Consider the following 24,339-nt stretch of genomic DNA (forward strand, 5'->3'; position numbering starts at 1 on the left):
GGCGGCGGCAGCCCCGGCCACCTGAAGACCACGGCTCCCGTTCCGCCTCTCTCTGTGCGGCGGCTGTTCGAACACCGGCCGCATCGCGCGGAACGTTACCGTATCGCGATCAGATGACCACTTCGACGCCCTCGCCGGGTGGCTTGCCTGACACCCGTTCGGATTCCAGTGCCTGCTGGAGGATGATCACAGCGGCCGCCTGGTCGATGACGGAGCGTCCCTTCCTGGACTTCACTCCCGAGGCCCGCAGCCCCTGACTGGCCGTCACGGTCGTCATGCGCTCGTCGACGAGGCGCACCGGAACGGGCCTGATCAGGCGGGCGAGTTCCTGTGCGAAGCCGCGGACCTTGGCCGCGGCCGGGCCCTCACCGCCTTTGAGGGAGCGAGGGAGGCCGACGACGACCTCGATCGGCTCGTACTCCTCGACGAGCTGCCTCAGCCGCCGGTGTGCGGCGGGGACGTCCCGGCCGGGGACGGTCTCGACCGGTGTGGCGAGGATCCCGTCGGGGTCGCAGGAGGCGACCCCGATCCGGGCGTCCCCGACATCGATCGCGAGACGGCGGCCGCGGCGCATCGCCGGGCCGTCCGTCCGCTCGTGCTCGGGACCGTTCACTTGGCGGTGTCCGCCACAAGGCGCTCGACGGCGTCGACGGCCTCGCCGACGGCGGCCGGGTTCTGGCCGCCGCCCTGGGCGACGTCCGGCTTGCCGCCACCGCCGCCGCCGAGGGTCTTGGCGGCGGCGCGCACCAGGTCACCGGCCTTGAGACCGCGCTCACGGGCCGCCTCGTTGGTGGCGATCACCGTCAGCGGCCTGCCGTTGTTCACGGCGAAGAGGGCGACGACGGCGGCCCGGCCGCCCTGGATGCGGCCGCGCACGTCCAGGACCAGCTTGCGCAGGTCGTCGGCGCCGGTGCCGTCCGGGACCTGGCCGGTGACGACGGCGACACCGTGGATGTCCTTGGCGGACTCGGCGAGACCGGCGGCGGCCTGGAGCACCTTCTCGGCGCGGAACTTCTCGATCTCCTTCTCGGCGTCCTTCAGCCTGCCGAGCATGGCGGAGACCTTCTCCGGCAGTTCCTCCGAGCGGCCCTTGAGCAGTTCGGTCAGCTGGTTGACGACCGTGTGCTCACGGGCGAGGAAGGTGTAGGCGTCCACGCCGACGAGGGCCTCGATACGGCGCACACCGGAGCCGATGGACGACTCCCCGAGCAGCTTCACCAGACCCAGCTGGGCGGTGTTGTGCACGTGGGTGCCACCGCACAGCTCCTTGGAGAAGTCTCCGATGGTGACCACGCGGACGCGCTCGCCGTACTTCTCGCCGAACTCGGCGATGGCGCCCTGCCTCTTGGCCTCGTCGATGCCCATGACGTCGGCGCGCACGTCGAGGTCGCGGGCGAGCACCTCGTTGATCTTCTGCTCGACGTCGAGCATGACCGTCTGCGGCACGGCGGACGGGGAGCCGAAGTCGAAGCGGAACCGGCCGGGCTGGTTCTCGGAACCGGCCTGGGCGGCGGTCGGACCCAGGGCGTCGCGCAGCGCCTGGTGGGTGAGGTGGGTGGCCGAGTGGGCGCGGGCAATGGCCTTGCGGCGGCGGTCGTCGATGGAGGCGTGGGCCTTGGCGCCGACGGTGACCTCGCCGACCTGGACGACGCCCCTGTGGACGTAGACGCCCGGCACCGGCTTCTGGCAGTCGCGGACCTCGATGACGGCACCGGAGTCGGCCCTGATCCGGCCGGTGTCGCCGATCTGGCCGCCGCCCTCGGCGTAGAACGGCGTGCGGTCGAGGACGATCTCCACCTCGTCGCCCTCGGTGGCGGCCGGGGAGGAGACGCCGTCGACGAGGATGCCGACGACCGTCGACTCACCCTCGGTGTCGGTGTAGCCGATGAAGTCGGTGGCACCGGCGCTGTCGGCGATCTCTCGGTAGGCGCCGAGGTCGGCGTGGCCGGTCTTCTTGGCCTGGGCGTCCGCCTTGGCCCGCTCCCGCTGCTCCTTCATCAGGCGCCGGAAGCCGTCCTCGTCCACGGTCAGGCCCTGCTCGGCGGCCATCTCCAGGGTGAGGTCGATCGGGAAGCCCCAGGTGTCGTGGAGCAGGAACGCCTTGTCACCGGGCAGGACGGTGGAGCCGGCGGCCTTGGTGTCGGACACGGCGGTGTCGAGGATGTTGGTGCCGGCCTTCAGCGTCTTGAGGAAGGCGTTCTCCTCGGCGAGGGCGACCTTCTCGATCCGCTCGCGGTCGGTGACCAGCTCGGGGTACTGCTGCCCCATCATGCCGATCACGACGTCGACGAGGTCCTTGACGACCGGACCGGTGGCGCCGAGCAGGCGCATGTTGCGGATGGCACGGCGCATGATGCGGCGCAGCACGTAGCCGCGGCCCTCGTTTCCGGGGGTGACGCCGTCGCCGATGAGCATGACGGACGTACGCATGTGGTCGGTGACCACACGCAGGGAGACGTCGGAGGCCTGGGCGTCGCCGTAAGCCACGCCGGTGAGCTCGGTGGCCTTGTTGATGACGGCCATGGAAGTGTCGATCTCGTACATGTTCTGCACGCCCTGCAGAATCATGGCGAGCCGCTCGAGGCCGAGGCCGGTGTCGATGTTCTTGCTGGGCAGGTCGCCGAGGATCTCGAAGTCGTCCTTGCCGGTGCCCTCGCCCCGCTCGTACTGCATGAAGACGAGGTTCCAGATCTCCACGTACCGCTCGTCGTTGACGGCGGGGCCGCCCTCGGCGCCGAACTCGGGGCCGCGGTCGTAGTTGATCTCGGAGCAGGGGCCGCACGGGCCGGGGACGCCCATGGACCAGAAGTTGTCCTTCTTGCCCAGGCGCTGGATGCGCTCCTTGGGCACGCCCACGACCTCGTGCCAGATCTGCTCGGCCTCGTCGTCGTCCTGGTAGACGGTGATCCAGAGCTTCTCCGGCTCCAGGCCGTAACCGCCCTTGTCCTGGGGGCTGGTGAGCAGCTCCCAGGCGAGCTTGATGGCGCCTTCCTTGAAGTAGTCGCCGAAGGAGAAGTTGCCGCACATCTGGAAGAACGTGCCGTGGCGGGTGGTCTTGCCGACCTCTTCGATGTCGGGGGTGCGCACGCACTTCTGCACGCTGGTGGCGCGGTCGAAGGGCGGCTTGACCTCGCCCAGGAAGTAGGGCTTGAAGGGCACCATGCCGGCCGGGACGAGGAGCAGAGTCGGGTCGTCCGCGATGAGCGACGCCGAAGGGACGACGGTGTGCCCGCGCTCCTCGAAGAAGCTCAGCCAGCGGCGGCGGATCTCGGCCGACTCCATCAGTGGTCCTCATTCCGGTTGTACGGGTACGTCGGGTACGTCTGGTGTGTCCGGTGCGTCGACTTCCGCGCCGGACCCTCGACGTACTTGGGGGTGTTGCGGTTCTCGATGACGGCGTAGCTGCGGGGCGCGGGGAGTTCACGGTCGACGGGGGCGCCCAGCCCGAGCGCGTCGCCCAGTTCGGCCTCCCGCCGATCCATGTGGTCGCGGACCTCGAGCGCGAAGTCCACCGCGCGGTCCTTGAGCCGGCCGCCGGCCTCGATCGCCTTGTTCGCCGCGGTGACGGCGAGGTGCTCGGGCGTCAGCTGCTTGATCTTGCGGTTGACCTTGGTGGTGGCCCACACGCCGGCGGCGACGCCGGTGGTGAACCAGAACGTTCGGCGGAACATCGTCGGGTCAGTCCCTCTTTCCCCGGGTCCGCTTGTCACGCCGCGCGCCCGGGACGGTGCGGCCCACGATCACGTTGCGCCTCGGCTCCTTGGCCGGGGCGTCGTCCTTGCGGCCGCTGACGGCCCGGCGTACGCCGTAGCCGAAGGCGGCGACCTTGACCAGGGGGCCGCCGAAGGTGGAGGCCACGGTGGTCGACAGCGCGGACGCGTTGGAGGTGACCTCCTGGACGTCGGAGGCGATCGCGTCGACCCGTTCGATCTGGGTCTGCGCGGACCGCACCGCCGTGGAGGCGTCGGCCAGCAGCGGGACCGCCTGGTCGGTCACCTCCGCCACGAGCTTGGTGGTCGCCCGGAGCGTCTGGGCCAGCCTCGCCAGCGCGACGGCGAGGAAGGAGACCAGGATCGCCCAGAAGACGGCCACCAGGATTCCGGCCACCTCGCCACCGGACACTGTGTGCACCCGCTCCCTTTGAAACGCGCCTGAACATCGAGAAAGTCGTGTGCCCGAGCCTATCGCGCCGGTGACGTCACTCCGTACCGGATTACCTGCTGCCACCGGCGGAGTCGCGGGACGAAAGACGAGCCCGCCGCCTCGTCCGCCCGGAAGGGCGGGGAGACGGCGGGCTCGGGATACCGCGTGCCTGCTGGGATCAGCGGGCGTAGTACTCGACGACGAGCTGCTCGTCGCAGATCACCGGGATCTCCTTGCGGTTCGGGTCACGGTCCAGGCGGAACGCCAGGGCCTTGAGGTTCACCTGCAGGTAGCGCGGGATCTCACCGTCGGGGGCGAAGCCACCCTCACGCGCGATCGTGAAGAGGGTCTTCTCCTTGCTGCGCTCGCGCACCTCCACGACGTCGTCCGGGCGGACACGGAAGGAGGGCTTGTCGACCTTCTTGCCGTTGACCTGGATGTGGCCGTGGGTGACCATCTGGCGGGCCTGGTAGATGGTGCGGGCGATGCCCGAACGCAGGACCAGGGCGTCGAGACGGCGCTCGAGCTCGATGACGAGGGCCTCGCCCGTCTTCATCGACGTCTTGGAGGCACGCTCGTAGGCACGGACGAGCTGGCGCTCGGAGAGGTCGTACTGCGCGCGCAGACGCTGCTTCTCCAGCAGACGGACCTTGTAGTCCGAGTTCTGCTTGCGGCCACGGCCGTGCTCACCCGGCGGGTAGGGGCGGGCCTCGAAGTACTTGACGGCCTTCGGGGTCAGCGCGATGCCGAGGGCACGCGACTTCTTGACCTTGGGGCGGGACTGGTTCGCCACTTCTTTTCCTTTTCCTTTTCGGCTGCCTCAGGGTTACGGGAGGTCGCATCCGCAGCCGGGGAATTCCCGGCAGGTCCGCGGGGGACTTGCCAGGCAGCCGCTCCCCTGGTCTGGGCACATACGTGCAGCACACGAACGGCCCACCGACCGGTCCCGGGACTTAAGGGTGGTGGTGGGCTGCCCGCGACACCTACGACGGTGCGCGACGCTCCTGGATCGAAGGATCCGGCTGGATGTCCCGCCTGAGGCGCCGACAGGAGCCGGACACGGGACGCAGCACTGCTGAGAGTCTACAGGGTGGTCAGGACCGCTTCCGACCGAGGTGTTTCCTGGTCCATTCCACCGCGTCCGCGTAGCGCGCCTCCGCGCCGTGCCGGGTGGGCTCGTAGTACTCGCGGTCCTTCAGGGCGTCCGGCGCGTACTGCTGCTCGGCGATGCCCTCCGGCAGGTCGTGCGGGTAGGTGTAGCCCTTCCCGTGCCCGAGCTTCGTCGCGCCCTTGTAGTGACTGTCCCGCAGATGGGACGGCACGGGCCCGGCCAGTCCCTTGCGTACGTCGTCCAGTGCCGCGCCGATGGCGGTGGTCGCCGCGTTGGACTTGGGGGCGAGGGCGAGCGCGATGGTGGCGTGACTGAGGGTGAGGGCGGCCTCGGGGAAGCCGATCATGGCGACGGCCTGGGCGGCGGCGACGGCGACGGGTAGCGCGTTCGGGTCGGCGAGGCCGATGTCCTCGCTGGCGGAGATCATCAGCCGGCGGGCGATGAAACGGGGGTCCTCGCCGGCCTCGATCATGCGGGCCAGGTAGTGCAGGGCGGCGTCCACGTCGGAGCCGCGGATGGACTTGATCAGGGCGCTGGCCACGTCGTAGTGCTGGTCGCCGTCGCGGTCGTACTTCACCGCGGCCCGGTCGACCGTCTCCTCCAGCGTGGCCAGCGCTATCTCCGCCTCGCCCTTGTCGAGTGCGGCCCCGGCGGCTGCCTCCAGTGCGGTCAGGGCGCGGCGGGCGTCGCCGCCGGCGATGCGCAGGAGGTGGTTCTCGGTGTCCTCGGGCAGGGTGAGGGCGCTCTTCAGGCCCCGCTCGTCGGTGAGGGCGCGCCTCAGCAGGTCCCGGATGTCGTGGTCGGTGAGCGGTTCGAGGGTGAGCAGCAGGGACCGGGAGAGCAGCGGGGAGATGACCGAGAAGTAGGGGTTCTCGGTGGTCGCGGCGATCAGCGTGACCCAGCGGTTCTCCACGGCCGGGAGCAGGGAGTCCTGCTGGGCCTTGCTGAAGCGGTGGATCTCGTCCAGGAAGAGGACGGTCTCCTGGCCGTACCCGCCGGAGGCGCGGCGGGCGCCGTCGATGACCGCGCGGACCTCCTTGACGCCCGCGGTGATCGCCGACAGTTCGACGAAGCGCTTGTTGGTGGCCTTGGAGACGACGTAGGCGAGGGTGGTCTTACCGGTGCCGGGCGGCCCCCACAGGATCACCGAGGAGGGGCCCGCGGGGCCCGACGCTCCTTCGCCGACCAGTCTGCGCAGGGGGGAGCCCGGCTTCAGCAGATGCTGCTGGCCCACGACCTCGTCGAGGGTGCGCGGGCGCATCCGGACCGCCAGGGGGCTGCCGGTCGGGTCCTTCTCCTGGCGTTCTTCTGCTGCGGCGGTGAACAGGTCGGGCTCCACGCTGTAACCCTAAAGCACCGCACCGACAGCCCGGGGCGGGCGGTCAGCTGGTCCAGAAGTCCCACCAGCGGGTCAGGATCAGCATGCCGATGATGCCGATGTGCAGGACCGGCAGGACCCAGGTGAACTCGCCGAAGAAGCTCTTGAGCCAGCCCGGGGCGGGCAGGAAGCCCTGGCGGATGTTGAACGACGTCACGTACCAGAACATGATGATCGTGGCGACCCAGGCCAGGCAGCACCACAGGCACAGCGCGTTGATCCGGTAGAGCGACTGGAACATCAGCCAGGCGCAGAAGACCACGCCGAAGAGCGTGCCCGCGTTGAAGGTGAGCCAGTACCAGCGCGGGAAGCGTGCCCGGGCCAGCAGGCTCATGCCGACGCAGACGACGATGCCGTATGTGACGAGACCGAGCATCGGGTTGGGGAAACCGAACACGGAGGCCTGGTCGCTCTCCATGACGCTGCCGCACGAGACGACCGGGTTGAGGCTGCAGCCGGGGACGAACGTCTCGCCCTTGACCTTGGCCTCGAGCAGCTTGAACTTGTCGAGCGTGATCACCCAGGCGGCGAGCACACCGGCCGCTCCGGTGATCACCAGCAGAAGGGCGAGCGCCCGGCTCGCACCTTCCGTGCGCGGTGCGGAGGTGCGCTCCGGCGGGGTCGCGGGTTCGGGCTGCATGTCGACGTCCCTGACTGTCGTCTTGCTCATCACGCCGATTCCGTCACTGGGGAGTGGGGACTGCTTCGGGCAGGGGCCATTGTGCCGTACGAGGCTGTGGGTCCGCCGTTGAGCGGGCATAAGGACATACCGCCCGTCAGGGTGGTCCGGCACTCCGCGCACTTGACGACCCGGGCGCCGGGCACCCCTGGGAGTACCCGGCGCCGGGACGAACCGGGTCAGCCGAGGCGTGACTCCAGCTCCGCCACGATCTCGTTGACGCCGACGGCCGTCTGCTCGCCGGACTCCATGTCCTTGAGCTGGACGACGCCCTCGGCGAGGTCGCGTTCGCCGGCCACGATGGTGTAGCGGGCGCCGCTGCGGTTGGCGTCCCTCATGGCGCCCTTGAGGCCCTTGCCGCCGTAGCTGAAGTCGGCGGCCACGCCGTTCTTGCGCAGCTCGGTGACCTTCGCGAACAGCACGCGGCGGGCCTCGTCGCCGAGCGGTACGGCGAACACGCTGGTGGTGGCCGGGAGTTCGAGCTCGACTCCCTCCGCCTCCAGGGCGAGCACGGTGCGGTCGACACCGAGGGCCCAGCCGACGGACGGCAACGCGGGACCGCCGATCATCTCGGACAGGCCGTCGTAGCGGCCGCCGCCGCCCACCGCGGACTGCGAGCCGAGGCCGTCGTGGACGAACTCGAAGGTGGTGCGCGTGTAGTAGTCCAGGCCGCGCACCAGCTTGGGGTCGTCCTCGAAGGCCACGCCCGCCGCCGTGATCAGCTCGCGGACCTCCTCGTGGTAGGCCTTGCAGGCGTCGCAGAGGTAGTCGCGCAGCAGGGGGGCGCCGGTCAGCTGCTTCTGCACCGACTCGCGCTTGTCGTCCAGCACGCGCAGCGGGTTGATCTCCGCGCGGCGCAGGGTGTCCTCGTCGAGGTCCAGGCCGCGCAGGAAGTCCTGCAGCGCGGCCCGGTAGACCGGGCGGCACTCCTTGTCGCCCAGGCTGTTGAGCAGGACGCGGAAGTTCTGCAGGCCCAGCGAGCGGTACGCCTGGTCCGCGAGGATGATCAGCTCGGCGTCGAGCGCCGGGTCCTCGGCGCCGATCGCCTCGGCGCCGACCTGGGAGAAGTGGCGGTAACGGCCCTTCTGGGGGCGCTCGTAGCGGTAGTACGAGCCGGAGTACCAGAGCTTGACCGGGAGGTTGCCCGCCTTGTGCAGGTTGGCCTCCAGGGCGGCGCGCAGCACGGAGGCGGTGCCCTCGGGGCGCAGGGCGAGCCGGTCGCCGCCCTTGGTCTCGAAGGCGTACATCTCCTTGGTGACGATGTCGGTGGACTCGCCGACACCGCGGGCGAACAGTTCGACGTTCTCGAAGCCGGGCGTCTCGATGTAGCCGTAGCCGGAGCCGCGCAGGGGGGCGGCGATGGCCTCGCGGACGGCGAGGTACTTGGCGCTGTCCGGCGGGATGAGGTCGTACGTGCCCCTGGGGGCCTTGAAAGTGCTCACGGAAGGTCTCGTCACATTCCTCGTCGGGGAGCCTCGGATGCTCCCTGGCCGGCGGCCACCTGCCGCAGATACGGGTTGGTGGCGCGCTCCTGGCCGATGGTCGTCTGGGGGCCGTGGCCGGACAGCACCACGGTCGAGTCGTCGAGCGGCAGGCACACGCGGGCCAGCGAGTCGAGCATCTCGGCCATGTCACCGCCGGGCAGGTCGGTGCGTCCGATGGAGCCGGCGAACAGCAGGTCGCCCGAGAACATGATCGGCGGGATGTCCGCCGCCTCGGGCAGGCCGAAGGTCACCGACCCCTTGGTATGGCCCGGTGCGTGCGCGACGGAGAACTCCAGGCCGGCCAGGTTCAGCCGCGTGCCGTCGGTGAGCTGCCTGACGTCGTCCGGTTCCCCCACGGTCAGTTCGCCCATGAGCGGCATGCCGATGGCGCGGCCGATGCCCTTCTCGGGGTCGCTCATCATGTACCGGTCCTCGGGGTGGATCCAGGCCGGTACGTCGTGCGCTCCGCACACCGGGACGACCGACGCGACGTGGTCGATGTGGCCGTGGGTGAGGACGACGGCGACGGGCTTGAGGCGGTGCTTGCGGACCGCCTCCGCGACGCCGTCGGCGGCCTGGTGGCCGGGGTCGATGATCACGCACTCCTCACCGGCGGCGGGGGCGACGAGATAACAGTTCGTCCCCCAGGCCCCGGCGGGGAACCCGGCAATGAGCACGATCGTCCTTCGTTTGTGTCGGTACGGGAGGCTTGCGACGGGGCTGCGCCCGTGGTCAGAGCCTACCGGCGCTGCCGATTCCTCAGCGAACCCATATACGGTACGGGGCACACGCAGGCGGTCGGCTCACCGCACGCACGCACGCGTACCGGCCGGCACACGAGACGCATGAGGAGAGAACCCGGTGGTCAGCCAGGAACAGCGGCGGCGTCAGCTCGCCCGGGAGAAGTTCTTGCGGCAGCAGCAGCGGCGCACCGAAGCGCGTCGCAAGTCGCGGATCCGCAACGCGGTGATCGCGTCGGTGCTCGGCGTGGTCCTCGTGGGCAGCGGCGCCCTGTACGCGACCGGGGCGCTGGAGCAGGACGACGACAAGGCCAACGCGAACGCCGAGGTCTCGCCGAGCGCCGCGCCGAGCAAGGCGCCGGACCCCTGCGACAAGCCCGCGGAGGGCAAGGTCGAGTCGCAGACGTGGAAGAAGGAGCCAGCGATGTCCATCGACAAGTCGGCGAAGTACACGATGAAGCTCGACACGACCTGTGGCGAGATAGACGTGGCGCTGAACGCGTCGGGGGCGCCGCACACCGTCAACTCCTTCGAGTTCCTCGCGAAGAAGGGCTACTTCGACCACAGCAAGTGCCACCGGCTCACCACGAACGGCATCTACGTGCTGCAGTGCGGTGACCCGACGGGCACCGGCACCGGTGGTCCCGGGTACACGATCCCGGACGAGAACCTGAAGGACAAAAGCCTCAAGGACAACATCTACCCGGCGGGCACGGTCGCGATGGCCAACACCGGGCAGAAGGACAGTGGCGGCAGCCAGTTCTTCCTGGTCTACCAGGACAGTCAGCTTCCGCCCAACTACACACCGTTCGGCACCGTGTCGGACGCCGGCATGAAGGTGCTGAAGAAGATCGCCGGCGCCGGGGAGAGCACCGGAGCCGGTGACGGGGCGCCCAACGCGACGGTCGTGATCGACAAGGCGACCGTCACCACATCCTGACCCCCAACTGCGAAATTTCGGTCGCGCGGGATGCGGACAGGCATCCCGTCGGTCGCCTATGTTGGCCGTGACGAAACTGTGGACGATGCCCGGGGGAGCTCGCAGGCCCCTCGACGGCATCATGTGGAGGAGGCGCTGTGAGCAGCGACCCGTGGGGCCGCGTCGACGAGACGGGGACCGTGTACGTGCGTACGGCCGACGGCGAGAAGGTCGTCGGTTCCTGGCAGGCAGGCTCCCCCGAGGAGGCGCTGGCCTACTTCGAGCGCAAGTACGAGGGCCTGGTTGTCGAGATCGGCCTCCTCGAGAAGCGAGTGAAGACCACCGACCTGTCGTCCAAGGACGCCCAGACCGCGATCGGTCATCTGCGCGAGCAGGTGGACGCCCATCACGCGGTCGGTGATCTGGATGCCCTCAGGGCTCGGCTGGACAAGCTCGTGGAACTGGTGGAGGCGCGGCGCGAGGAGCGCAAGGCGCAGCGGGCCCGCCAGTCCGACGAGGCGCGCCAGGCCAAGGAGGCGCTGGTCGCCGAGGCCGAGGAGCTGGCGCAGTCCGATCAGTGGCGTGCGGCCGGTGAGCGGCTGCGGTCCCTGGTGGACACCTGGAAGGGGCTGCCTCGGCTGGACCGGAAGTCCGACGACGAGCTGTGGCACCGGTTCTCGCATGCGCGGTCGGCGTTCTCCAAGCGGCGCAAGCAGCACTTCGCGCAGCTGGACGCACAGCGCGAGGAGGCCCGCAGGACCAAGGAACGGCTGGTCGCCGAGGCCGAGTCGCTGTCCGACTCGACGGACTGGGGCCCGACGGCCGCCCGGTACCGCGAGCTGATGACGGAGTGGAAGGCCGCGGGCCGCGCCCAGCGCGAGCACGAGGAGGACCTGTGGAACCGCTTCCGCGGCGCCCAGGACATCTTCTTCGCCGCCCGCAGCTCGGTCTTCGCCGAGCGTGACGCGGAACAGGCGGAGAACCTGAAGCTGAAGGAGGAGCTGGCCGGGGAGGCCGAGAAGCTTCTGCCGATCACGGATCTGAAGGCCTCTCGGGCCGCCTTCCGCGCGATCAACGAGCGCTGGGAGGCCATCGGCCATGTGCCGAGGGACGCCCGCCCGAAGGTCGAGGGCCGGATGCACGCCGTGGAGCGGGCCCTGCAGGAGGCCGAGGAGGCCGAGTGGCGCCGGACGAACCCGGAGGCGCGCGCGCGTGCCGAGGGTCTCACCGGCCAGCTCCAGGCCGCCGTGGACAAGCTGAAGGGCCAGATCGAGCAGGCGCGGGCGCAGGGCAACACCGCCAAGGCGGACAAGCTCGAGCGTGAGCTGGAGGGCCGCCAGGCGCTGCTGGACCAGGCTCTGAAGGGTCTGCAGGAGTTCGGCGGCTGAGACCGCCCGCACGGCCCGGGAGGGGGCCGGCGCACTGCGGGTGCGCCGGCCCTCTCCGTGTGTCTACGTGCGGTTGCGCGCCGAGGTCACCCGGTAGACGTCGTAGACGCCCTCCACGCCGCGTACGGCCTTCAGGACGTGGCCGAGGTGCTTCGGGTCGCCCATCTCGAAGGTGAAGCGGGAGGTGGCCACGCGGTCGCGTGAGGTCTGGACGGCCGCGGAGAGGATGTTGACGTGCTGGTCGGACAGCACACGCGTGACGTCCGAGAGCAGCCGGGAGCGGTCGAGGGCCTCGACCTGGATGGCGACCAGGAAGACCGACGACTGGGTGGGCGCCCACTCGACCTCGAGGATGCGCTCGGGCTCACGGGAGAGCGAGTCGACGTTGACGCAGTCGCTGCGGTGCACCGAGACGCCGCTGCCGCGGGTCACGAAGCCGATGATCGGGTCGCCGGGGACCGGGGTGCAGCATCGGGCCAGTTTGACCCACACGTCCTCGACGCCCTTGACGATGACGCCGGGGTCGGCGCTGGATCGGCGCTTGCGGCGGCGGGCCGGCGGGACGCTCTCGTCGATCTCCTCGGTGGCCGCCTCCTCGCCGCCGAGGGCCTGGACGAGCTTCTGCACGATGTTCTGCGCCGAGACGTGGCCCTCGCCGATCGCGGCGTACAGCGCGGAGATGTCCGAGTAGCGCATCTCGTGCGCCAGCGTGACGAGGGAGTCGCCGGTGAGGATGCGCTGGATCGGCAGGTTCTGTTTGCGCATCGCGCGGACGATGGAGTCCTTGCCCTGCTCGATGGCCTCGTCGCGGCGCTCCTTGGAGAACCAGGCGCGGATCTTGTTGCGGGCGCGCGGCGACTTCACGAAGCCGAGCCAGTCGCGGGAGGGGCCCGCGCCGGCCGCCTTGGAGGTGAAGACCTCCACCAGGTCGCCGTTGTCGAGGGTGGATTCGAGCGGTACGAGGCGGCCGTTGACCCGCGCGCCTATCGTGCGGTGGCCGACCTCGGTGTGCACCGCGTACGCGAAGTCCACAGGGGTGGCGCCGGCGGGCAGCGCTATGACGTCGCCCTTGGGGGTGAAGACGAAGACCTCGTTGCGGGACAGGTCGAAGCGCAGGGACTCCAGGAACTCGCCCGGGTCCTCGGTCTCCTTCTGCCAGTCCAGGAGCTGCCGCAGCCACGCCATGTCGTTGATGGCGTCCTTGTCCTTGCCGGAGCCCTTGGGCACGTCGGTGCGGACCTTGGAGGCGCCGGCGACGGCCTCCTGCTTGTACTTCCAGTGCGCGGCGATGCCGTACTCGGCGCGGCGGTGCATGTCGAAGGTGCGGATCTGCAGCTCGACGGGCTTGCCGCCGGGGCCGATGACCGTCGTGTGCAGCGACTGGTACATGTTGAACTTGGGCATCGCGATGTAGTCCTTGAACCGGCCGGGGACCGGGTTCCATCGCGCGTGCACCGTGCCGAGGGCCGCGTAGCAGTCGCGGACGGTGTCCACGAGGACGCGGATGCCCACCAGGTCGTAGATCTCCGCGAAGTCACGGCCGCGGACGATCATCTTCTGGTAGACGCTGTAGTAGTGCTTGGGGCGGCCGGTGACGGTGGCCTTGATCCGGGCGGCGCGCAGGTCCTGCTGCACCTCGTCGGTGACGATGGCCAGGTACTCGTCGCGCTTGGGGGCGCGCTCGGCGACCAGGCGGACGATCTCGTCGTACATCTTGGGGTAGAGGATCGCGAAGGCGAGGTCCTCCAGCTCCCACTTGATGGTGTTCATGCCCAGGCGGTGGGCGAGCGGCGCGTAGATCTCCAGGGTCTCGCGCGCCTTCTTCTCCTGCTTCTCGCGCTTGAGGTAGCGCATGGTGCGCATGTTGTGCAGGCGGTCGGCGAGCTTGATGACCAGAACGCGGGGGTCCTTCGCCATGGCGACGACCATCTTGCGCACGGTCTCGGCCTGCGCGGCCTCGCCGAACTTGACCTTGTCCAGCTTGGTCACGCCGTCGACGAGCAGGGTGACCACGTCGCCGAAGTCGCGGCGCAGGTCCTCCAGGCCGTACTCGGTGTCCTCGACGGTGTCGTGCAGCAGGCCCGCCATCAGCGTGGCCGGGTCCATGCCCAGCTCGGCGAGGATCGTGGTGACGGCGAGCGGATGCGTGATGTAGGGGTCGCCGCTCTTGCGCTTCTGGCCGCGGTGCCAGCGTTCGGCGACCTGATAGGCGCGCTCGATCTGGCGCAGCGTGGCGTTCTCGATCTTGGGGTCGTTGCTGCGGACGATCCGCAGCAGCGGCTCCAGCACGGGGTTGTACGGGTTGGCGCGCTGCACGCCGAGCCGGGCGAGCCGGGCGCGGACGCGGTTGGAGGAGCCGGAGCGGGCCGGCTGGCCGGTGTTGGGCCGGGTCGTCAGGGGGGCGGAGCGCTCGGGCGGGGCCGGCTTGGGGCGGGGCTGCTCGGGCTTGTCCACGGGAGCGGACTGGGCGTGCTGGACCGGCCCTCGCGTGTCGTTCTTCGTCGCGTGGGGCGCGCTGGGCGCGGGCTTCGCCGCGGCCGCCGAGGCGGACTCGGGCTTGGCGGCGGTCAGGTGCTGGGCCTCGTCTGGCAAGAGGACTCCTCGTGCGCGATCCGGGTCCCCCGGTCAGGCTCCGGAGACCCCATGGTAGCGATCCCCTGTCCGCGGATCGCCTTCGGAGCAGTGTGAGGACCGTCTACCCCGGAAACGCACGAGGCGGACGCCGGATTCCTCCGGGTCCGCCTGTGCGGTGCGGTAAGGGACGATTCGCCTGTTCCGGGGCCGGGTCAGACGGTGAGCAGCGCCTCCAGCGGGGCACCCGCCAGGGCCGGCTCCACCCGGGTGCGGCCGCCGAGGAAGCCGAGCTCCATCAGCACGGCGAGGCCCGCGACGTCGGCACCCGCCCTGCGGATGAGCTGGATGGACGCCTCGGCGGTGCCGCCGGTGGCGAGGACGTCGTCGACCACCAGGATCCGGTCGCCGGCGCTCAGGTCCTCGGCGTGCACCTCGATCTCGGCGGAGCCGTACTCCAGGTCGTACGCCTGGCTGAGGGTCGCTCCGGGGAGCTTGCCCGCCTTGCGTACGGGGATGAAGCCGAGGCCGGCCCGGACCGCGACCGGGGCGCCGAGGATGAAGCCCCGGGCCTCCAGACCGACGACCTTGGTGGCGCCGGTGCTCCGGGCGATGTCGACGAGGGCGTCACTGAGCGCGGAGAACGCCGCGGGGTCGGCCAGGAGCGGGGTGATGTCCTTGAACATCACCCCCGGCTCCGGGTAGTCCGCCACGTCGCGGATCCGGCTGAGCAGCAGGGCGGAGACGTCGGTGATACCGGTCATCGGCGCTTCCCCGAGGGACGGCCCCGGCCGCGGGCGCGGGAGGCGGGCTGGCTGCGCGGACCGACGACCGCGGGCGCGGTGTCCTCCGGCTCGTCCTGGTCCCCGCCGACGGTGACCGGGGCCGGCTGGGCCTCGCCCGCGTCACCCTGGGCGCGCTTGGCCATGACGCGCTTGCGCAGGCTCTTCATCCCCGGCTCGAGCTCCTTGAGGTCGGCGACGAGCGGGGTGGCGATGAAGATCGAGGAGTACGCGCCGGCCGCGAGGCCGACGAACAGCGACAGCGAGATGTCGTTCAGCATGCCGGCGCCGAGGACACCGCCGCCGATGAACAGCAGGCCCGCGACCGGCAGCAGCGCGACCACCGTGGTGTTGATGGAGCGGACCAGGGTGCTGTTGATGGAGCGGTTGGCGATCTCGCTGTAGGTCCAGCGGGTCTGTTTGGTGATGTCCTTGGTCTGTTCCTTGAGGCTGTCGAAGACGACGACCGTGTCGTACAGCGAGTAGCCGAGAATGGTGAGCAGACCGATCACCGTGCCCGGCGTGACCTCGAAGCCGACGAGGGCGTAGATGCCGACGGTGATGGTGATGTCGTGGATCAGGGCGACGAACGCGGCGAGCGCCATGCGCCACTCGAACGCGATCGCCAGGTAGATCACGACCAGGAACATGAAGATGCCGAGGCCCTGCCAGGCCTTGTTGGCGATCTGCTCGCCCCAGCTGGGGCCGACCAGCTCGGCGTTGATCCGCTCGCCGTCGACCTTGAGGTCCTGCGCGAGCTGGTCCTTGATGCCGTCCGAGGTCTTGGTGTCGATGCCGGCGACCTGGATGCGCAGGCTGCCGTCACCGAGCTTCTGGACGATGGCGTCGTGACCGGAGGCGTCCTCCGCGTACTCCTCGGCCGTCGCGACCGAGACGCTCATGTTCTTCGGGGTGGTGAAGACCGCTCCGCCCTGGAACTCGATGCCCATGTGCAGGCCGCGCACCGCCAGGCCGAGGATGGCCGTGATGGTGATCAGGATGGAGATGCCGTACCAGATCTTGCGGTTCTTGACGAAGTCGTAGCCGATTTCACCGTGGTGCAACCGGGCGCCGAGGGTGCCGAGTTTCGACATCTCTCACGCCTCCTTCGTCTGGACGGGGGCGGAGGGACGGCGGGTGCGGCGCAGCGGTGGTTTCGCGCCCAGTGCCTTCGGGTCGAGACCGGACCACTTGTGGCCGGAGGAGAAGAACGTGCGGCGGGCCATCAGGGTGAGCAGCGGCTTGGTGAAGAGGAACACCACCACGACGTCGAGCACGGTGGTCAGACCCAGCGTGAACGCGAAGCCCTGGACCTTGCCGACGGTGACCACGAAGAGCACGGCCGCGGCGAGGAACGACACGAAGTCGGAGACCAGGATGGTGCGCCGGGCGCGCGGCCAGGCACGCTCCACGGCGGGACGCAGCGTGCGGCCCTCGCGGATCTCGTCCCGGACCCGTTCGAAGAACACGATGAACGAGTCCGCCGTGATGCCGATCGCGACGATGGCACCGCACACGGCAGGCAGGTTCAGCGCGAATCCGATGGTCGGGCCGAGCAGCGACATGATCACGTAGGTGAGGGCCGCGGAGACCAGCAGGGAGGCGATGGCGATGAAGGACAGGCCGCGGTAGTACACCAGCAGGTAGAGGACGACCAGGGCGAGGCCGATGGCACCGGCGATCAGACCGGCCTTGAGCTGCTCGCCGCCGAGTGCGGCGGTCACGGTGGTGACGCTGTCCTCGCGGAAGGTCAGCGGCAGGGCGCCGTAGGACAGCATGTTGGCCAGTTCCTGCGCCGACTGCTGGTTGAAGTTGCCGGAGATCTCGGCGTTGCCGCCGGTCAGGGCCTGGCTGACGTAGGGGTCGGAGACGACCTCGTTGTCCAGCACGATGGCGAACTGGTTCTGCGGGGACTGCTTCGTGGCGAGTTCGCCGGTGATGTCGGCGAACTTCTTCGCGCCCCCGTCGGTGAACTTCATCGTGACGACCCAGCCGGCACCGGTCTGGGTGTTGAGGACGGCGTCGGCCTCGTCGACGTCCGTGCCGTCGACCGCGGCGGGACCGAGGACGTACTTCTGCCACTGGCCCTGGGAGTTCTGGCCGCACGCGACGGTCGACTCGTCGGCCTTGGCACCGTCACCGGCCTTGGCGCGGACGCTCTCCTTCGTGCAGTCGAGCGCGGCGTACTGGGCCTGGAGCTTGCTGTCGGCGTCGCCGGAGGCACCGCCGGTGGCGGACGGGGAGGGGGCGGCCTTCTCGTCGGCCTTGCCGCTCGGGGAGGCGGCCGGGGTCTCGTCGGCCTTGAGGGCGTCGCTGACCGCGCGGCCCTGGGTGGTGGCGCTCGCCGACGGGCTGCCGGTGGCGGACGGGGAGGAACCGTCGGTCGCCTTGTCCGTCGCCTTGTCGGTCGCCTTGTCCTTGCCGGAGTCCTTCTCGGAGCCGTCGCCGGTCGCGCTGGGCGTCGGAGCGGCTCCGCCGCCGGCCAGCTCGGTGGCGACGACGGGGCGGAAGTAGAGCTTGGCGGTGGTGCCGACCTGTTCCCGGGCCTGCTTGGAGTTCGTGCCCTTGGGAATGTTGACGATGATGTTGCGGGTGCCCTGCGTCTGGACCTCCGCCTCGGAGACGCCGAGACCGTTGACACGCCGCTCCATGATGGAGACCGCGGTCTTCATGTTGGTCTCGTTGATCGCGGACTCCTGGCCGGCCTCCGGCACCGCTGCCAGCGTGATGCTCGTGCCGCCGGCCAGGTCGATGCCGAGACGCGGGGTGGTGTGCCCCGAGGCGAACATGCCTCCGGTGAGCGCCACGATGGCGATCAGGATCAGAGCGAGCGAGCGCCACGGCTTACTTGTGGCGCTCGCGTTCCGTCCCTTTTTGAGTGCTGCCACCTTCTCGTACTCCCTCTCGGGCCGCCTCGCGCCGGATCGGGGCGCGGGCGGCCATGACATGGTGTCGGGATTCCGTGCGAGCTGGGCATGTCCCGGGGCGCGCGGGACCTGCCCGCGCGCCCCGGGAGATGACTACTTCGCTTCGGAGTCGCCTTCGGACTTCTTCGGCTGTGCGTCCGCCGTGGCCTGGTCGGCGGTGTCGGCGTCGGCCGGCTCGTCGGCCGCGTCCTTCTTGCCGAGGTCGACAGGCGTGTCGTCGGATGCGGCGGCAGCGTCGGAGGAGTCGTCGGTCTCGGTGAGGGAGGAGGCGTCGTCGGGGACGACGTCGGCGTCGGACTTCAGGTCGTGCTCGATGCCGTGGACGATGCGGTTGTACTCGTCGTCCGTGAGGACGGCACCGATCGAGTTCTTGGCGAACAGCAGTTCCACACCCGGGCCGGCGTCGAGGAGGACGGTGTCCTCGTTGACCTCCTTGACCGTGGCGTACATGCCCCCGATGGTGCGGACGCCGGAACCGGGCTGCATCTGGTTCCGCATCTCGATGGCCTGCTGCTGCTTCTTCTTGGCCGACCGGGTCATCAGGAACATGGCCCCGATGAGCACAATGAACGGGAGGAGGGTCAGGAGACTCACGGGTCGGAACTTCCTTCACACGACCGCGATGGTGAACGGCCTGATGGTTGGGGGTATGTGGTGCCGCCGACAAGGGCGGCATCGGCGGAGTCTAAGCGAGTCCGCACCAAGGGAACAACGCTCAGCATGGCACCCGGGTTCCTGCCTGGGCCAGCGTGCTCGCCGTCACGCCCCGAACAGGTCCCCTTGTCCGTTTCCGGCAGCCCCTGAGCGGGGCGGTACGAGGCCGAGGTGGGCCCACGCCGCCGGGGTGGCGACCCGTCCGCGGGGGGTGCGGGCGAGCAGTCCCTCCCGTACGAGGAAGGGCTCCGCCACCTCCTCCACGGTCTCACGCTCCTCCCCCACCGCGACAGCGAGCGTGGACAGGCCGACCGGTCCGCCGCCGAACAGCTTGAGCAGGGCCTCCAGCACGGCCCGGTCCAGCCGGTCCAGGCCCCGGGCGTCGACCTCGTAGACCGCGAGGGCCGCCGCGGCGATGTCCTTGGTGATCAGACCGTCGGCCTTGACCTGCGCATAGTCCCGGACGCGGCGCAGGAGGCGGTTGGCGATGCGGGGCGTGCCGCGGGAGCGGCCGGCGATCTCCGCGGCGCCGTCCGGATCGATCTCCACGTCGAGCAGGCTCGCCGAGCGGTGGACGACCCGCTCCAGTTCGGCCGGCTCGTAGAACTCCATGTGCGCGGTGAAGCCGAAGCGGTCGCGCAGCGGGGGCGGCAGCAGGCCGGCCCGCGTGGTGGCGCCGACGAGGGTGAAGGGAGGCAGTTCCAACGGGATGGCGGTGGCGCCGGGGCCTTTGCCGACGATGACGTCGACGCGGAAGTCCTCCATCGCCATGTAGAGCATCTCCTCGGCGGGCCGGGACATGCGGTGGATCTCGTCGAGGAAGAGGACCTCGCCCTCCTGGAGGGAGGAGAGGATGGCCGCGAGATCGCCGGCGTGCTGGATGGCGGGGCCCGAGGTGATGCGGATGGGGGCTTCCATCTCGGCCGCGATGATCATCGAGAGGGTGGTCTTGCCGAGGCCGGGTGCGCCGGAGAGCAGCACGTGGTCGGCGGTGGCGCCGCGTGCGCGTGCGGCGCGCAGCACCAGGTCGAGCTGTTCGCGGACCTTCTCCTGGCCGATGAACTCACCGAGGTCCTTGGGACGCAGGGCGGCCTCGACGGCCTGGTCCTCACGGTCGGCGACAGATCCCACCAGCCGCTCCCCTTCGGGACCGGCGAGCGGCTCGCCGGCGGCGGTGTCGGTCGTGTCGTCCCAGTTCATGTGCGTGTGCCTCAGCTCTCCGTACGGGTGATCGGGCGCGGGCTATCGGGCGCGGTTCAGCGTCTGGAGGGCGGCCTTGAGCAGGTGGCCCACCTGCGGGGTGCCCCCGGCGGCCTCGGCCTGGGGAGCCACGGCGGAGACGGCCTCGTCGGCCTCGCGGGTGGCGTATCCGAGGCCGATGAGGGCCGCGTGCAGCTGGTCGCGCCAGCCGGCGGTGACCGGTGCGCCGACGGCGGGGGCGCCGACCGGCTCGCCGAGCCGGTCCTTCAGCTCCAGCAGCAGCTTCTGGGCGCCCTTCTTGCCGATGCCGGGGACGGCGGTCAGCGCCTTCTCGTCGCCCGTGGCAACGGCTCTGCGCAGCGCGTCGGGGGTGTGCACGGCGAGCATCGCCTGGGCCAGCCGGGGGCCGACGCCGCTGGCGGTCTGGAGCAGTTCGAAGACCTGGCGCTCGTCGTCGTCGGCGAAGCCGTACAGCGTCAGGGAGTCCTCGCGGACGACGAGGGAGGTGGCGAGTTTCGCGGGCTTGCCCACGCGGAGCGCGGACAGCGTGTTCGGCGTGCACTGGACGGCCATGCCGACACCGCCGACCTCGACCACCGCGGCGTCGGGAGCGAGGGCGGCGACGGTGCCGCTGACGAAGGCGATCATGCCGTACGGCCTTTCGATGCGTGCGGGGAGTGGGATGCCCGGGGGGCTTGGGAGGCGTGCCGGGCGACGGCCTGCTGGAGCCGGTTCTGCGCGGGGGCGCGCCAGATGTGGCAGATGGCGAGGGCGAGGGCGTCGGCGGCGTCGGCGGGCTTCGGCGGCGCGTCGAGCCGCAGCAGCCGGGTGACCATGGCGCCGACCTGCGCCTTGTCCGCGCGGCCCGAGCCGGTGACGGCGGCCTTGACCTCGCTGGGCGTGTGCAGGGCGACGGGGATGCCCCGGCGGGTGGCGCACAGGATCGCCACCGCGCTGGCCTGGGCGGTGCCCATCACCGTGCGCACGTTGTGCTGGCTGAAGACGCGCTCCACGGCGACGCACTCGGGCCGGTGCTCGTCCAGCCACTGCTCGAGGCCCTGCTCGACGGCGACGAGGCGGTGGCCGAGGTCGGCGTCCGCCGGTGTGCGGACGACTCCCACGCCGAGCATGGTCAGCGGCCGCCCGGCCACGCCCTCCACGACGCCGACGCCGCAGCGGGTCAGCCCCGGGTCCACCCCCAGCACGCGCACGCGCCCGCCCCTTCCCTCGATCACCTGTTTGTGCAGGCTATCGGGTGCCGCTGACAAAGCGACGGGCCGACGGAGTGTGTCCCGCCGGCCCGTTCGAGCAGTGGACGCGTTACGCGTCGACCTTCTCCATGATCTCGTCGCTCACGTCGAAGTTGGCGAAGACGTTCTGCACGTCGTCGCTGTCCTCCAGGGCGTCGATGAGCTTGAAGATCTTCTTGGCGCCCTCCTCGTCCAGCTCGACCTGCATGGTCGGGACGAAGTTGGCCTCCGCGGAGTCGTAGTCGATGCCGGCGTCCTGCAGGGCGGTGCGGACGGCGACCAGGTCGGTGGCCTCGCTGAGCACCTCGAAGTTCTCGCCGAGGTCGTTGACCTCCTCGGCGCCCGCGTCCAGGACGGCAGCGAGGACGTCGTCCTCGGTCAGCTCGCCCTTGGGGACGATGACCACGCCCTTGCGGTTGAACAGGTACGACACCGAGCCCGGGTCGGCCATGGAGCCGCCGTTGCGGGTCATCGCGACGCGCACGTCCGAGGCGGCACGGTTGCGGTTGTCGGTGAGGCACTCGATGAGCACCGCGACACCGTTGGGACCGTAGCCCTCGTACATGATCGTCTCGTAGTCGGCGCCGCCGGCCTCGAGACCGCCGCCGCGCTTGATGGCGGAGTCGATGTTCTTGTTCGGCACCGACTGCTTCTTGGCCTTCTGGACGGCGTCGTAGAGCGTGGGGTTGCCGTCCAGGTCGACGCCGCCCATCCGCGCGGCGACCTCGATGTTCTTGATCAGCTTCGCGAAGAGCTTGCCGCGCTTGGCATCGATCACGGCCTTCTTGTGCTTCGTCGTGGCCCATTTAGAGTGGCCGGACATCTGCCTGTCTCCTTCGCGTAACCCATCTCTGCAACGAACGCAGGAATCCTACAAGGACTCGGCCGTCCGCTTCGCCCGCGTCATCCCGACGAACAGGGCGTGCACGCGGTGGTCGCCGGTGAGTTCCGGGTGGAACGACGTGGCCAGGGCGTTGCCCTGGCGCACCGCGACGATGTGTCCGCCGTGTTCGGCGAGGACCTCGGCGCCGGCACCGACGGACTCCACCCAGGGGGCGCGGATGAAGACGCCCTCCACCGGCTCGCCCGTGATGCCCTTGACGTCGACCGCCGCCTCGAAGGACTCGTTCTGCCGTCCGAAGGCGTTGCGGCGCACGATCATGTCGATGCCACCGACGGTCTCCTGCCCCGAGCGGGGATCGAGGATCTTGTCGGCCAGCATGATCATGCCGGCGCAGGTGCCGTAGACGGGCATGCCGTCCCGCACGCGCGCGCGGAGGGGTTCCATCACTCCGAAGAGGACGGCCAGCTTGGAGATCGTGGTGGACTCGCCGCCCGGGATGACGAGGCCGTCGATCTCGGCGAGTTCCTCGGGACGCCTCACCGGCCTGGCCACGGCGTCGGCCGCGGCCAGGGCGACGAGGTGCTCCCGTACGTCGCCCTGGAGGGCCAGGACGCCTATGACAGGTGCGTCGCTCATCGACGGACTACCAGCCGCGGTTGGCGTAGCGCTCGGCCTCGGGGAGGGTGTCGCAGTTGATGCCGACCATGGCCTCGCCGAGGTTGCGGGACGCGTCCGCGATGATCTTCGGGTCGTCGTAGAAGGTGGTGGCCTTGACGATGGCGGCGGCACGCTTGGCCGGGTCGCCGGACTTGAAGATGCCGGAGCCGACGAAGACGCCCTCGGCGCCGAGCTGGCGCATCAGCGCGGCGTCGGCGGGAGTGGCCACGCCACCGGCGGAGAACAGCACGACGGGGAGCTTGCCCAGCTCGGAGACCTCCTTGACCAGCTCGTACGGGGCACGCAGCTCCTTGGCGGCGGCGTACAGCTCGTTGTTGTCGAAGCCGCGCAGCTTGGCGATCTCGTTCTTGATCTGGCGCAGGTGGCGTACGGCCTCGACGACGTTGCCGGTGCCGGCCTCGCCCTTGGAGCGGATCATGGCGGCGCCCTCGGCGATGCGGCGCAGGGCCTCGCCCAGGTTGGTGGCACCGCAGACGAAGGGGGTGGTGAACGCCCACTTGTCGGAGTGGTTGACCTCGTCGGCCGGGGTGAGGACCTCGGACTCGTCGATGTAGTCGACGCCGAGCGACTGCAGCACCTGGGCCTCGACGAAGTGGCCGATGCGGGACTTGGCCATCACGGGGATGGAGACCGCGTCGATGATGCCCTCGATCATGTCCGGGTCGGACATGCGGGCCACACCGCCGTCCTTGCGGATGTCGGCCGGGACCCGCTCGAGGGCCATGACGGCGACGGCACCGGCGTCCTCGGCGATCTTGGCCTGCTCCGGCGTGACGACGTCCATGATCACGCCGCCCTTGAGCTGCTCGGCCATGCCGCGCTTGACGCGGGCGGTGCCGGTCTCGGGACCCTGGTTTTCGGAGAGCGTGCTGGACACGAATGACCTCGCTGAGGGGGAAGGGGATTCTGCAGCACTGAGGAAACGTGAACGGACCAGGCCACAGCAAGGGCCAATGGGAAGCCGGTGGATCCTTTTCCGTCGGCGGCGCTCTGCCGTGCGGCCGGATCCGGACGTTACGCGGCCCGCTCGATCAGGGCGGCCGGCGGCTCGTCGTCCATCTCGAAGGCCATCGGGAAGGGCGCGTGTCCGGCCAGCCGGAACCAGCGCACCTTGCGGTGCCGCCGCAGGGCGCGTGCGGCCCGTACGGCGTCGTTGTGGAAACGGCGGGCCATCGGCACCCTGCGGACCGCCTCGGCGAGTTCCAGGGCCGCGTCCTCGCCCCCGGGCGCGTCCTTGACCGCGTCCACCTGCTGTGCGTCGGCGAAGACCGCGCGCAGCGCCTGGGTCAGCTCGCTCTCGGCGACTTCGCGCTGTTCCTCCACCGCCTGCCGCGCCGCGTGCGCGGCCTCGTAGAGCACGATCGAGGCGGCGGGGTCGAGCACGCCCGAGGTGGCCAGTTCCTGCGCCACGGAGGCGCGGCGCAGCAGTTGCGCGTCGAGCGCCGCGCGGGCGGCGTCGATCCGGGCGTGCAGCCGGTCCAGCCGTCCCGCCGTCCAGCTCAGGTAGAGGCCGATGGCGACGAGGGCGACGAGGATCCAGATGAGGGTTGGGGTCACGGGCGGAAAGGCTAGTACTGCCGGGTCTCGCCGG

The 24,339-nt window shown here is 70.1% G+C and carries 23 protein-coding genes; 2 read left to right on the top strand and 21 right to left on the bottom strand.

What is annotated here, in order from left to right; translation table 11 throughout:
* Nucleotides 1–109: 109 nt before the first annotated feature.
* The 9 genes from ruvX to ACZ44S_RS07055 form a co-directional block, all read right to left on the bottom strand.
* Nucleotides 110–574 (bottom strand): Holliday junction resolvase RuvX, encoded by a 465-nt coding sequence (gene ruvX, locus ACZ44S_RS07015; protein WP_466925957.1) that lies wholly within the window; start codon nucleotides 572–574, stop codon nucleotides 110–112.
* A gap of 35 nt (nucleotides 575–609) precedes the next feature.
* On the bottom strand, nucleotides 610–3,282 hold the full coding sequence (gene alaS / locus ACZ44S_RS07020) for an alanine--tRNA ligase (RefSeq protein WP_466925341.1): 2,673 nt from the start codon (nucleotides 3,280–3,282) through the stop codon (nucleotides 610–612).
* On the bottom strand, nucleotides 3,282–3,671 hold the full coding sequence (locus ACZ44S_RS07025; protein ID WP_466925344.1) for a hypothetical protein: 390 nt from the start codon (nucleotides 3,669–3,671) through the stop codon (nucleotides 3,282–3,284). Before ACZ44S_RS07025 ends, alaS begins: the two co-directional genes overlap by 1 nt.
* 7 nt (nucleotides 3,672–3,678) lie before the next feature.
* Nucleotides 3,679–4,131 (bottom strand): DUF948 domain-containing protein, encoded by a 453-nt coding sequence (locus ACZ44S_RS07030; RefSeq protein WP_466925346.1) that lies wholly within the window; start codon nucleotides 4,129–4,131, stop codon nucleotides 3,679–3,681.
* A 190-nt stretch (nucleotides 4,132–4,321) separates the two neighbouring features.
* A complete protein-coding gene (gene rpsD / locus ACZ44S_RS07035) occupies nucleotides 4,322–4,936 on the bottom strand; it encodes a 30S ribosomal protein S4 (protein WP_466925348.1) in 615 nt (204 codons plus the stop codon).
* 301 nt (nucleotides 4,937–5,237) lie between these two features.
* A complete protein-coding gene (locus tag ACZ44S_RS07040; RefSeq protein WP_466925351.1) occupies nucleotides 5,238–6,593 on the bottom strand; it encodes a replication-associated recombination protein A in 1,356 nt (451 codons plus the stop codon).
* Nucleotides 6,594–6,636: 43 nt separating this feature from the next.
* Nucleotides 6,637–7,302 (bottom strand): vitamin K epoxide reductase family protein, encoded by a 666-nt coding sequence (locus tag ACZ44S_RS07045; protein ID WP_466925353.1) that lies wholly within the window; start codon nucleotides 7,300–7,302, stop codon nucleotides 6,637–6,639.
* A gap of 188 nt (nucleotides 7,303–7,490) precedes the next feature.
* Nucleotides 7,491–8,753 carry a histidine--tRNA ligase gene (hisS, locus tag ACZ44S_RS07050; RefSeq protein ID WP_466925355.1) on the bottom strand — a complete coding sequence of 421 codons (1,263 nt, stop codon included), beginning with the start codon at nucleotides 8,751–8,753 and terminating at the stop codon, nucleotides 7,491–7,493.
* 11 nt (nucleotides 8,754–8,764) lie between these two features.
* Nucleotides 8,765–9,472 carry an MBL fold metallo-hydrolase gene (locus ACZ44S_RS07055; RefSeq protein ID WP_466925358.1) on the bottom strand — a complete coding sequence of 236 codons (708 nt, stop codon included), beginning with the start codon at nucleotides 9,470–9,472 and terminating at the stop codon, nucleotides 8,765–8,767.
* 184 nt (nucleotides 9,473–9,656) lie between these two features.
* On the opposite strand from ACZ44S_RS07055, the gene ACZ44S_RS07060 reads away from it, so the two are divergent.
* Together ACZ44S_RS07060 and ACZ44S_RS07065 are read left to right on the top strand one after the other, a co-directional pair.
* A complete protein-coding gene (locus ACZ44S_RS07060; protein WP_466925361.1) occupies nucleotides 9,657–10,475 on the top strand; it encodes a peptidylprolyl isomerase in 819 nt (272 codons plus the stop codon).
* Between the two features lie 137 nt (nucleotides 10,476–10,612).
* A complete protein-coding gene (locus tag ACZ44S_RS07065; protein WP_466925362.1) occupies nucleotides 10,613–11,842 on the top strand; it encodes a DUF349 domain-containing protein in 1,230 nt (409 codons plus the stop codon).
* A gap of 63 nt (nucleotides 11,843–11,905) precedes the next feature.
* Here the strand turns inward: ACZ44S_RS07065 and relA are convergent, their stop codons facing one another.
* The 12 genes from relA to ACZ44S_RS07125 form a co-directional block, all read right to left on the bottom strand.
* Nucleotides 11,906–14,434, bottom strand: a complete 2,529-nt coding sequence (gene relA, locus ACZ44S_RS07070; RefSeq protein WP_190167162.1) for a GTP pyrophosphokinase — start codon at nucleotides 14,432–14,434, stop codon at nucleotides 11,906–11,908.
* 194 nt (nucleotides 14,435–14,628) lie between these two features.
* A complete protein-coding gene (locus ACZ44S_RS07075) occupies nucleotides 14,629–15,177 on the bottom strand; it encodes an adenine phosphoribosyltransferase (RefSeq protein WP_466925366.1) in 549 nt (182 codons plus the stop codon).
* On the bottom strand, nucleotides 15,174–16,289 hold the full coding sequence (secF, locus tag ACZ44S_RS07080) for a protein translocase subunit SecF (RefSeq protein ID WP_466925368.1): 1,116 nt from the start codon (nucleotides 16,287–16,289) through the stop codon (nucleotides 15,174–15,176). Before secF ends, ACZ44S_RS07075 begins: the two co-directional genes overlap by 4 nt.
* Before the next feature lie 3 nt (nucleotides 16,290–16,292).
* A complete protein-coding gene (gene secD / locus ACZ44S_RS07085) occupies nucleotides 16,293–18,083 on the bottom strand; it encodes a protein translocase subunit SecD (RefSeq protein WP_466925371.1) in 1,791 nt (596 codons plus the stop codon).
* Between the two features lie 132 nt (nucleotides 18,084–18,215).
* Complete coding sequence (gene yajC / locus ACZ44S_RS07090; protein ID WP_466925373.1) at nucleotides 18,216–18,716, bottom strand: preprotein translocase subunit YajC; 501 nt, start codon at nucleotides 18,714–18,716, stop codon at nucleotides 18,216–18,218.
* Nucleotides 18,717–18,881: 165 nt separating this feature from the next.
* A complete protein-coding gene (ruvB, locus tag ACZ44S_RS07095; protein ID WP_466925376.1) occupies nucleotides 18,882–19,976 on the bottom strand; it encodes a Holliday junction branch migration DNA helicase RuvB in 1,095 nt (364 codons plus the stop codon).
* Between the two features lie 42 nt (nucleotides 19,977–20,018).
* Nucleotides 20,019–20,624 carry a Holliday junction branch migration protein RuvA gene (gene ruvA / locus ACZ44S_RS07100; protein ID WP_466925378.1) on the bottom strand — a complete coding sequence of 202 codons (606 nt, stop codon included), beginning with the start codon at nucleotides 20,622–20,624 and terminating at the stop codon, nucleotides 20,019–20,021.
* Entirely contained in the window at nucleotides 20,621–21,187 is a 567-nt protein-coding gene (ruvC, locus tag ACZ44S_RS07105) for a crossover junction endodeoxyribonuclease RuvC (protein WP_466925381.1), read from the bottom strand. The genes ruvA and ruvC overlap by 4 nt, the downstream gene beginning before the upstream one ends.
* Before the next feature lie 109 nt (nucleotides 21,188–21,296).
* Nucleotides 21,297–22,049, bottom strand: coding sequence for a YebC/PmpR family DNA-binding transcriptional regulator (locus tag ACZ44S_RS07110; RefSeq protein WP_371237189.1), 753 nt, complete (start codon nucleotides 22,047–22,049; stop codon nucleotides 21,297–21,299).
* Nucleotides 22,050–22,097: 48 nt separating this feature from the next.
* Entirely contained in the window at nucleotides 22,098–22,706 is a 609-nt protein-coding gene (pdxT, locus tag ACZ44S_RS07115) for a pyridoxal 5'-phosphate synthase glutaminase subunit PdxT (protein WP_466925385.1), read from the bottom strand.
* A gap of 7 nt (nucleotides 22,707–22,713) precedes the next feature.
* Nucleotides 22,714–23,625 (bottom strand): pyridoxal 5'-phosphate synthase lyase subunit PdxS, encoded by a 912-nt coding sequence (gene pdxS, locus ACZ44S_RS07120; RefSeq protein ID WP_466925387.1) that lies wholly within the window; start codon nucleotides 23,623–23,625, stop codon nucleotides 22,714–22,716.
* 137 nt (nucleotides 23,626–23,762) lie between these two features.
* On the bottom strand, nucleotides 23,763–24,305 hold the full coding sequence (locus ACZ44S_RS07125) for a LemA family protein (RefSeq protein WP_190167171.1): 543 nt from the start codon (nucleotides 24,303–24,305) through the stop codon (nucleotides 23,763–23,765).
* Between the last annotated feature and the right edge of the window lie 34 nt (nucleotides 24,306–24,339).

The sequence above is a fragment of the Streptomyces malachitofuscus genome, from assembly GCF_055571035.1.

Excerpts from the sequence above, each read along its gene's own strand:
- ruvX (WP_466925957.1), bottom strand. The coding sequence starts at position 574 with ATGCGCCGCGGCCGCCGTCTCGCGATCGATGTCGGGGACGCCCGGATC.
- alaS (WP_466925341.1), bottom strand. The coding sequence starts at position 3,282 with ATGGAGTCGGCCGAGATCCGCCGCCGCTGGCTGAGCTTCTTCGAGGAG.
- ACZ44S_RS07025 (WP_466925344.1), bottom strand. The coding sequence starts at position 3,671 with ATGTTCCGCCGAACGTTCTGGTTCACCACCGGCGTCGCCGCCGGCGTG.
- ACZ44S_RS07045 (WP_466925353.1), bottom strand. The coding sequence starts at position 7,302 with ATGAGCAAGACGACAGTCAGGGACGTCGACATGCAGCCCGAACCCGCG.
- ACZ44S_RS07075 (WP_466925366.1), bottom strand. The coding sequence starts at position 15,177 with ATGACCGGTATCACCGACGTCTCCGCCCTGCTGCTCAGCCGGATCCGC.
- secF (WP_466925368.1), bottom strand. The coding sequence starts at position 16,289 with ATGTCGAAACTCGGCACCCTCGGCGCCCGGTTGCACCACGGTGAAATC.
- ruvB (WP_466925376.1), bottom strand. The coding sequence starts at position 19,976 with ATGAACTGGGACGACACGACCGACACCGCCGCCGGCGAGCCGCTCGCC.
- ruvA (WP_466925378.1), bottom strand. The coding sequence starts at position 20,624 with ATGATCGCCTTCGTCAGCGGCACCGTCGCCGCCCTCGCTCCCGACGCC.
- ACZ44S_RS07110 (WP_371237189.1), bottom strand. The coding sequence starts at position 22,049 with ATGTCCGGCCACTCTAAATGGGCCACGACGAAGCACAAGAAGGCCGTG.
- pdxT (WP_466925385.1), bottom strand. The coding sequence starts at position 22,706 with ATGAGCGACGCACCTGTCATAGGCGTCCTGGCCCTCCAGGGCGACGTA.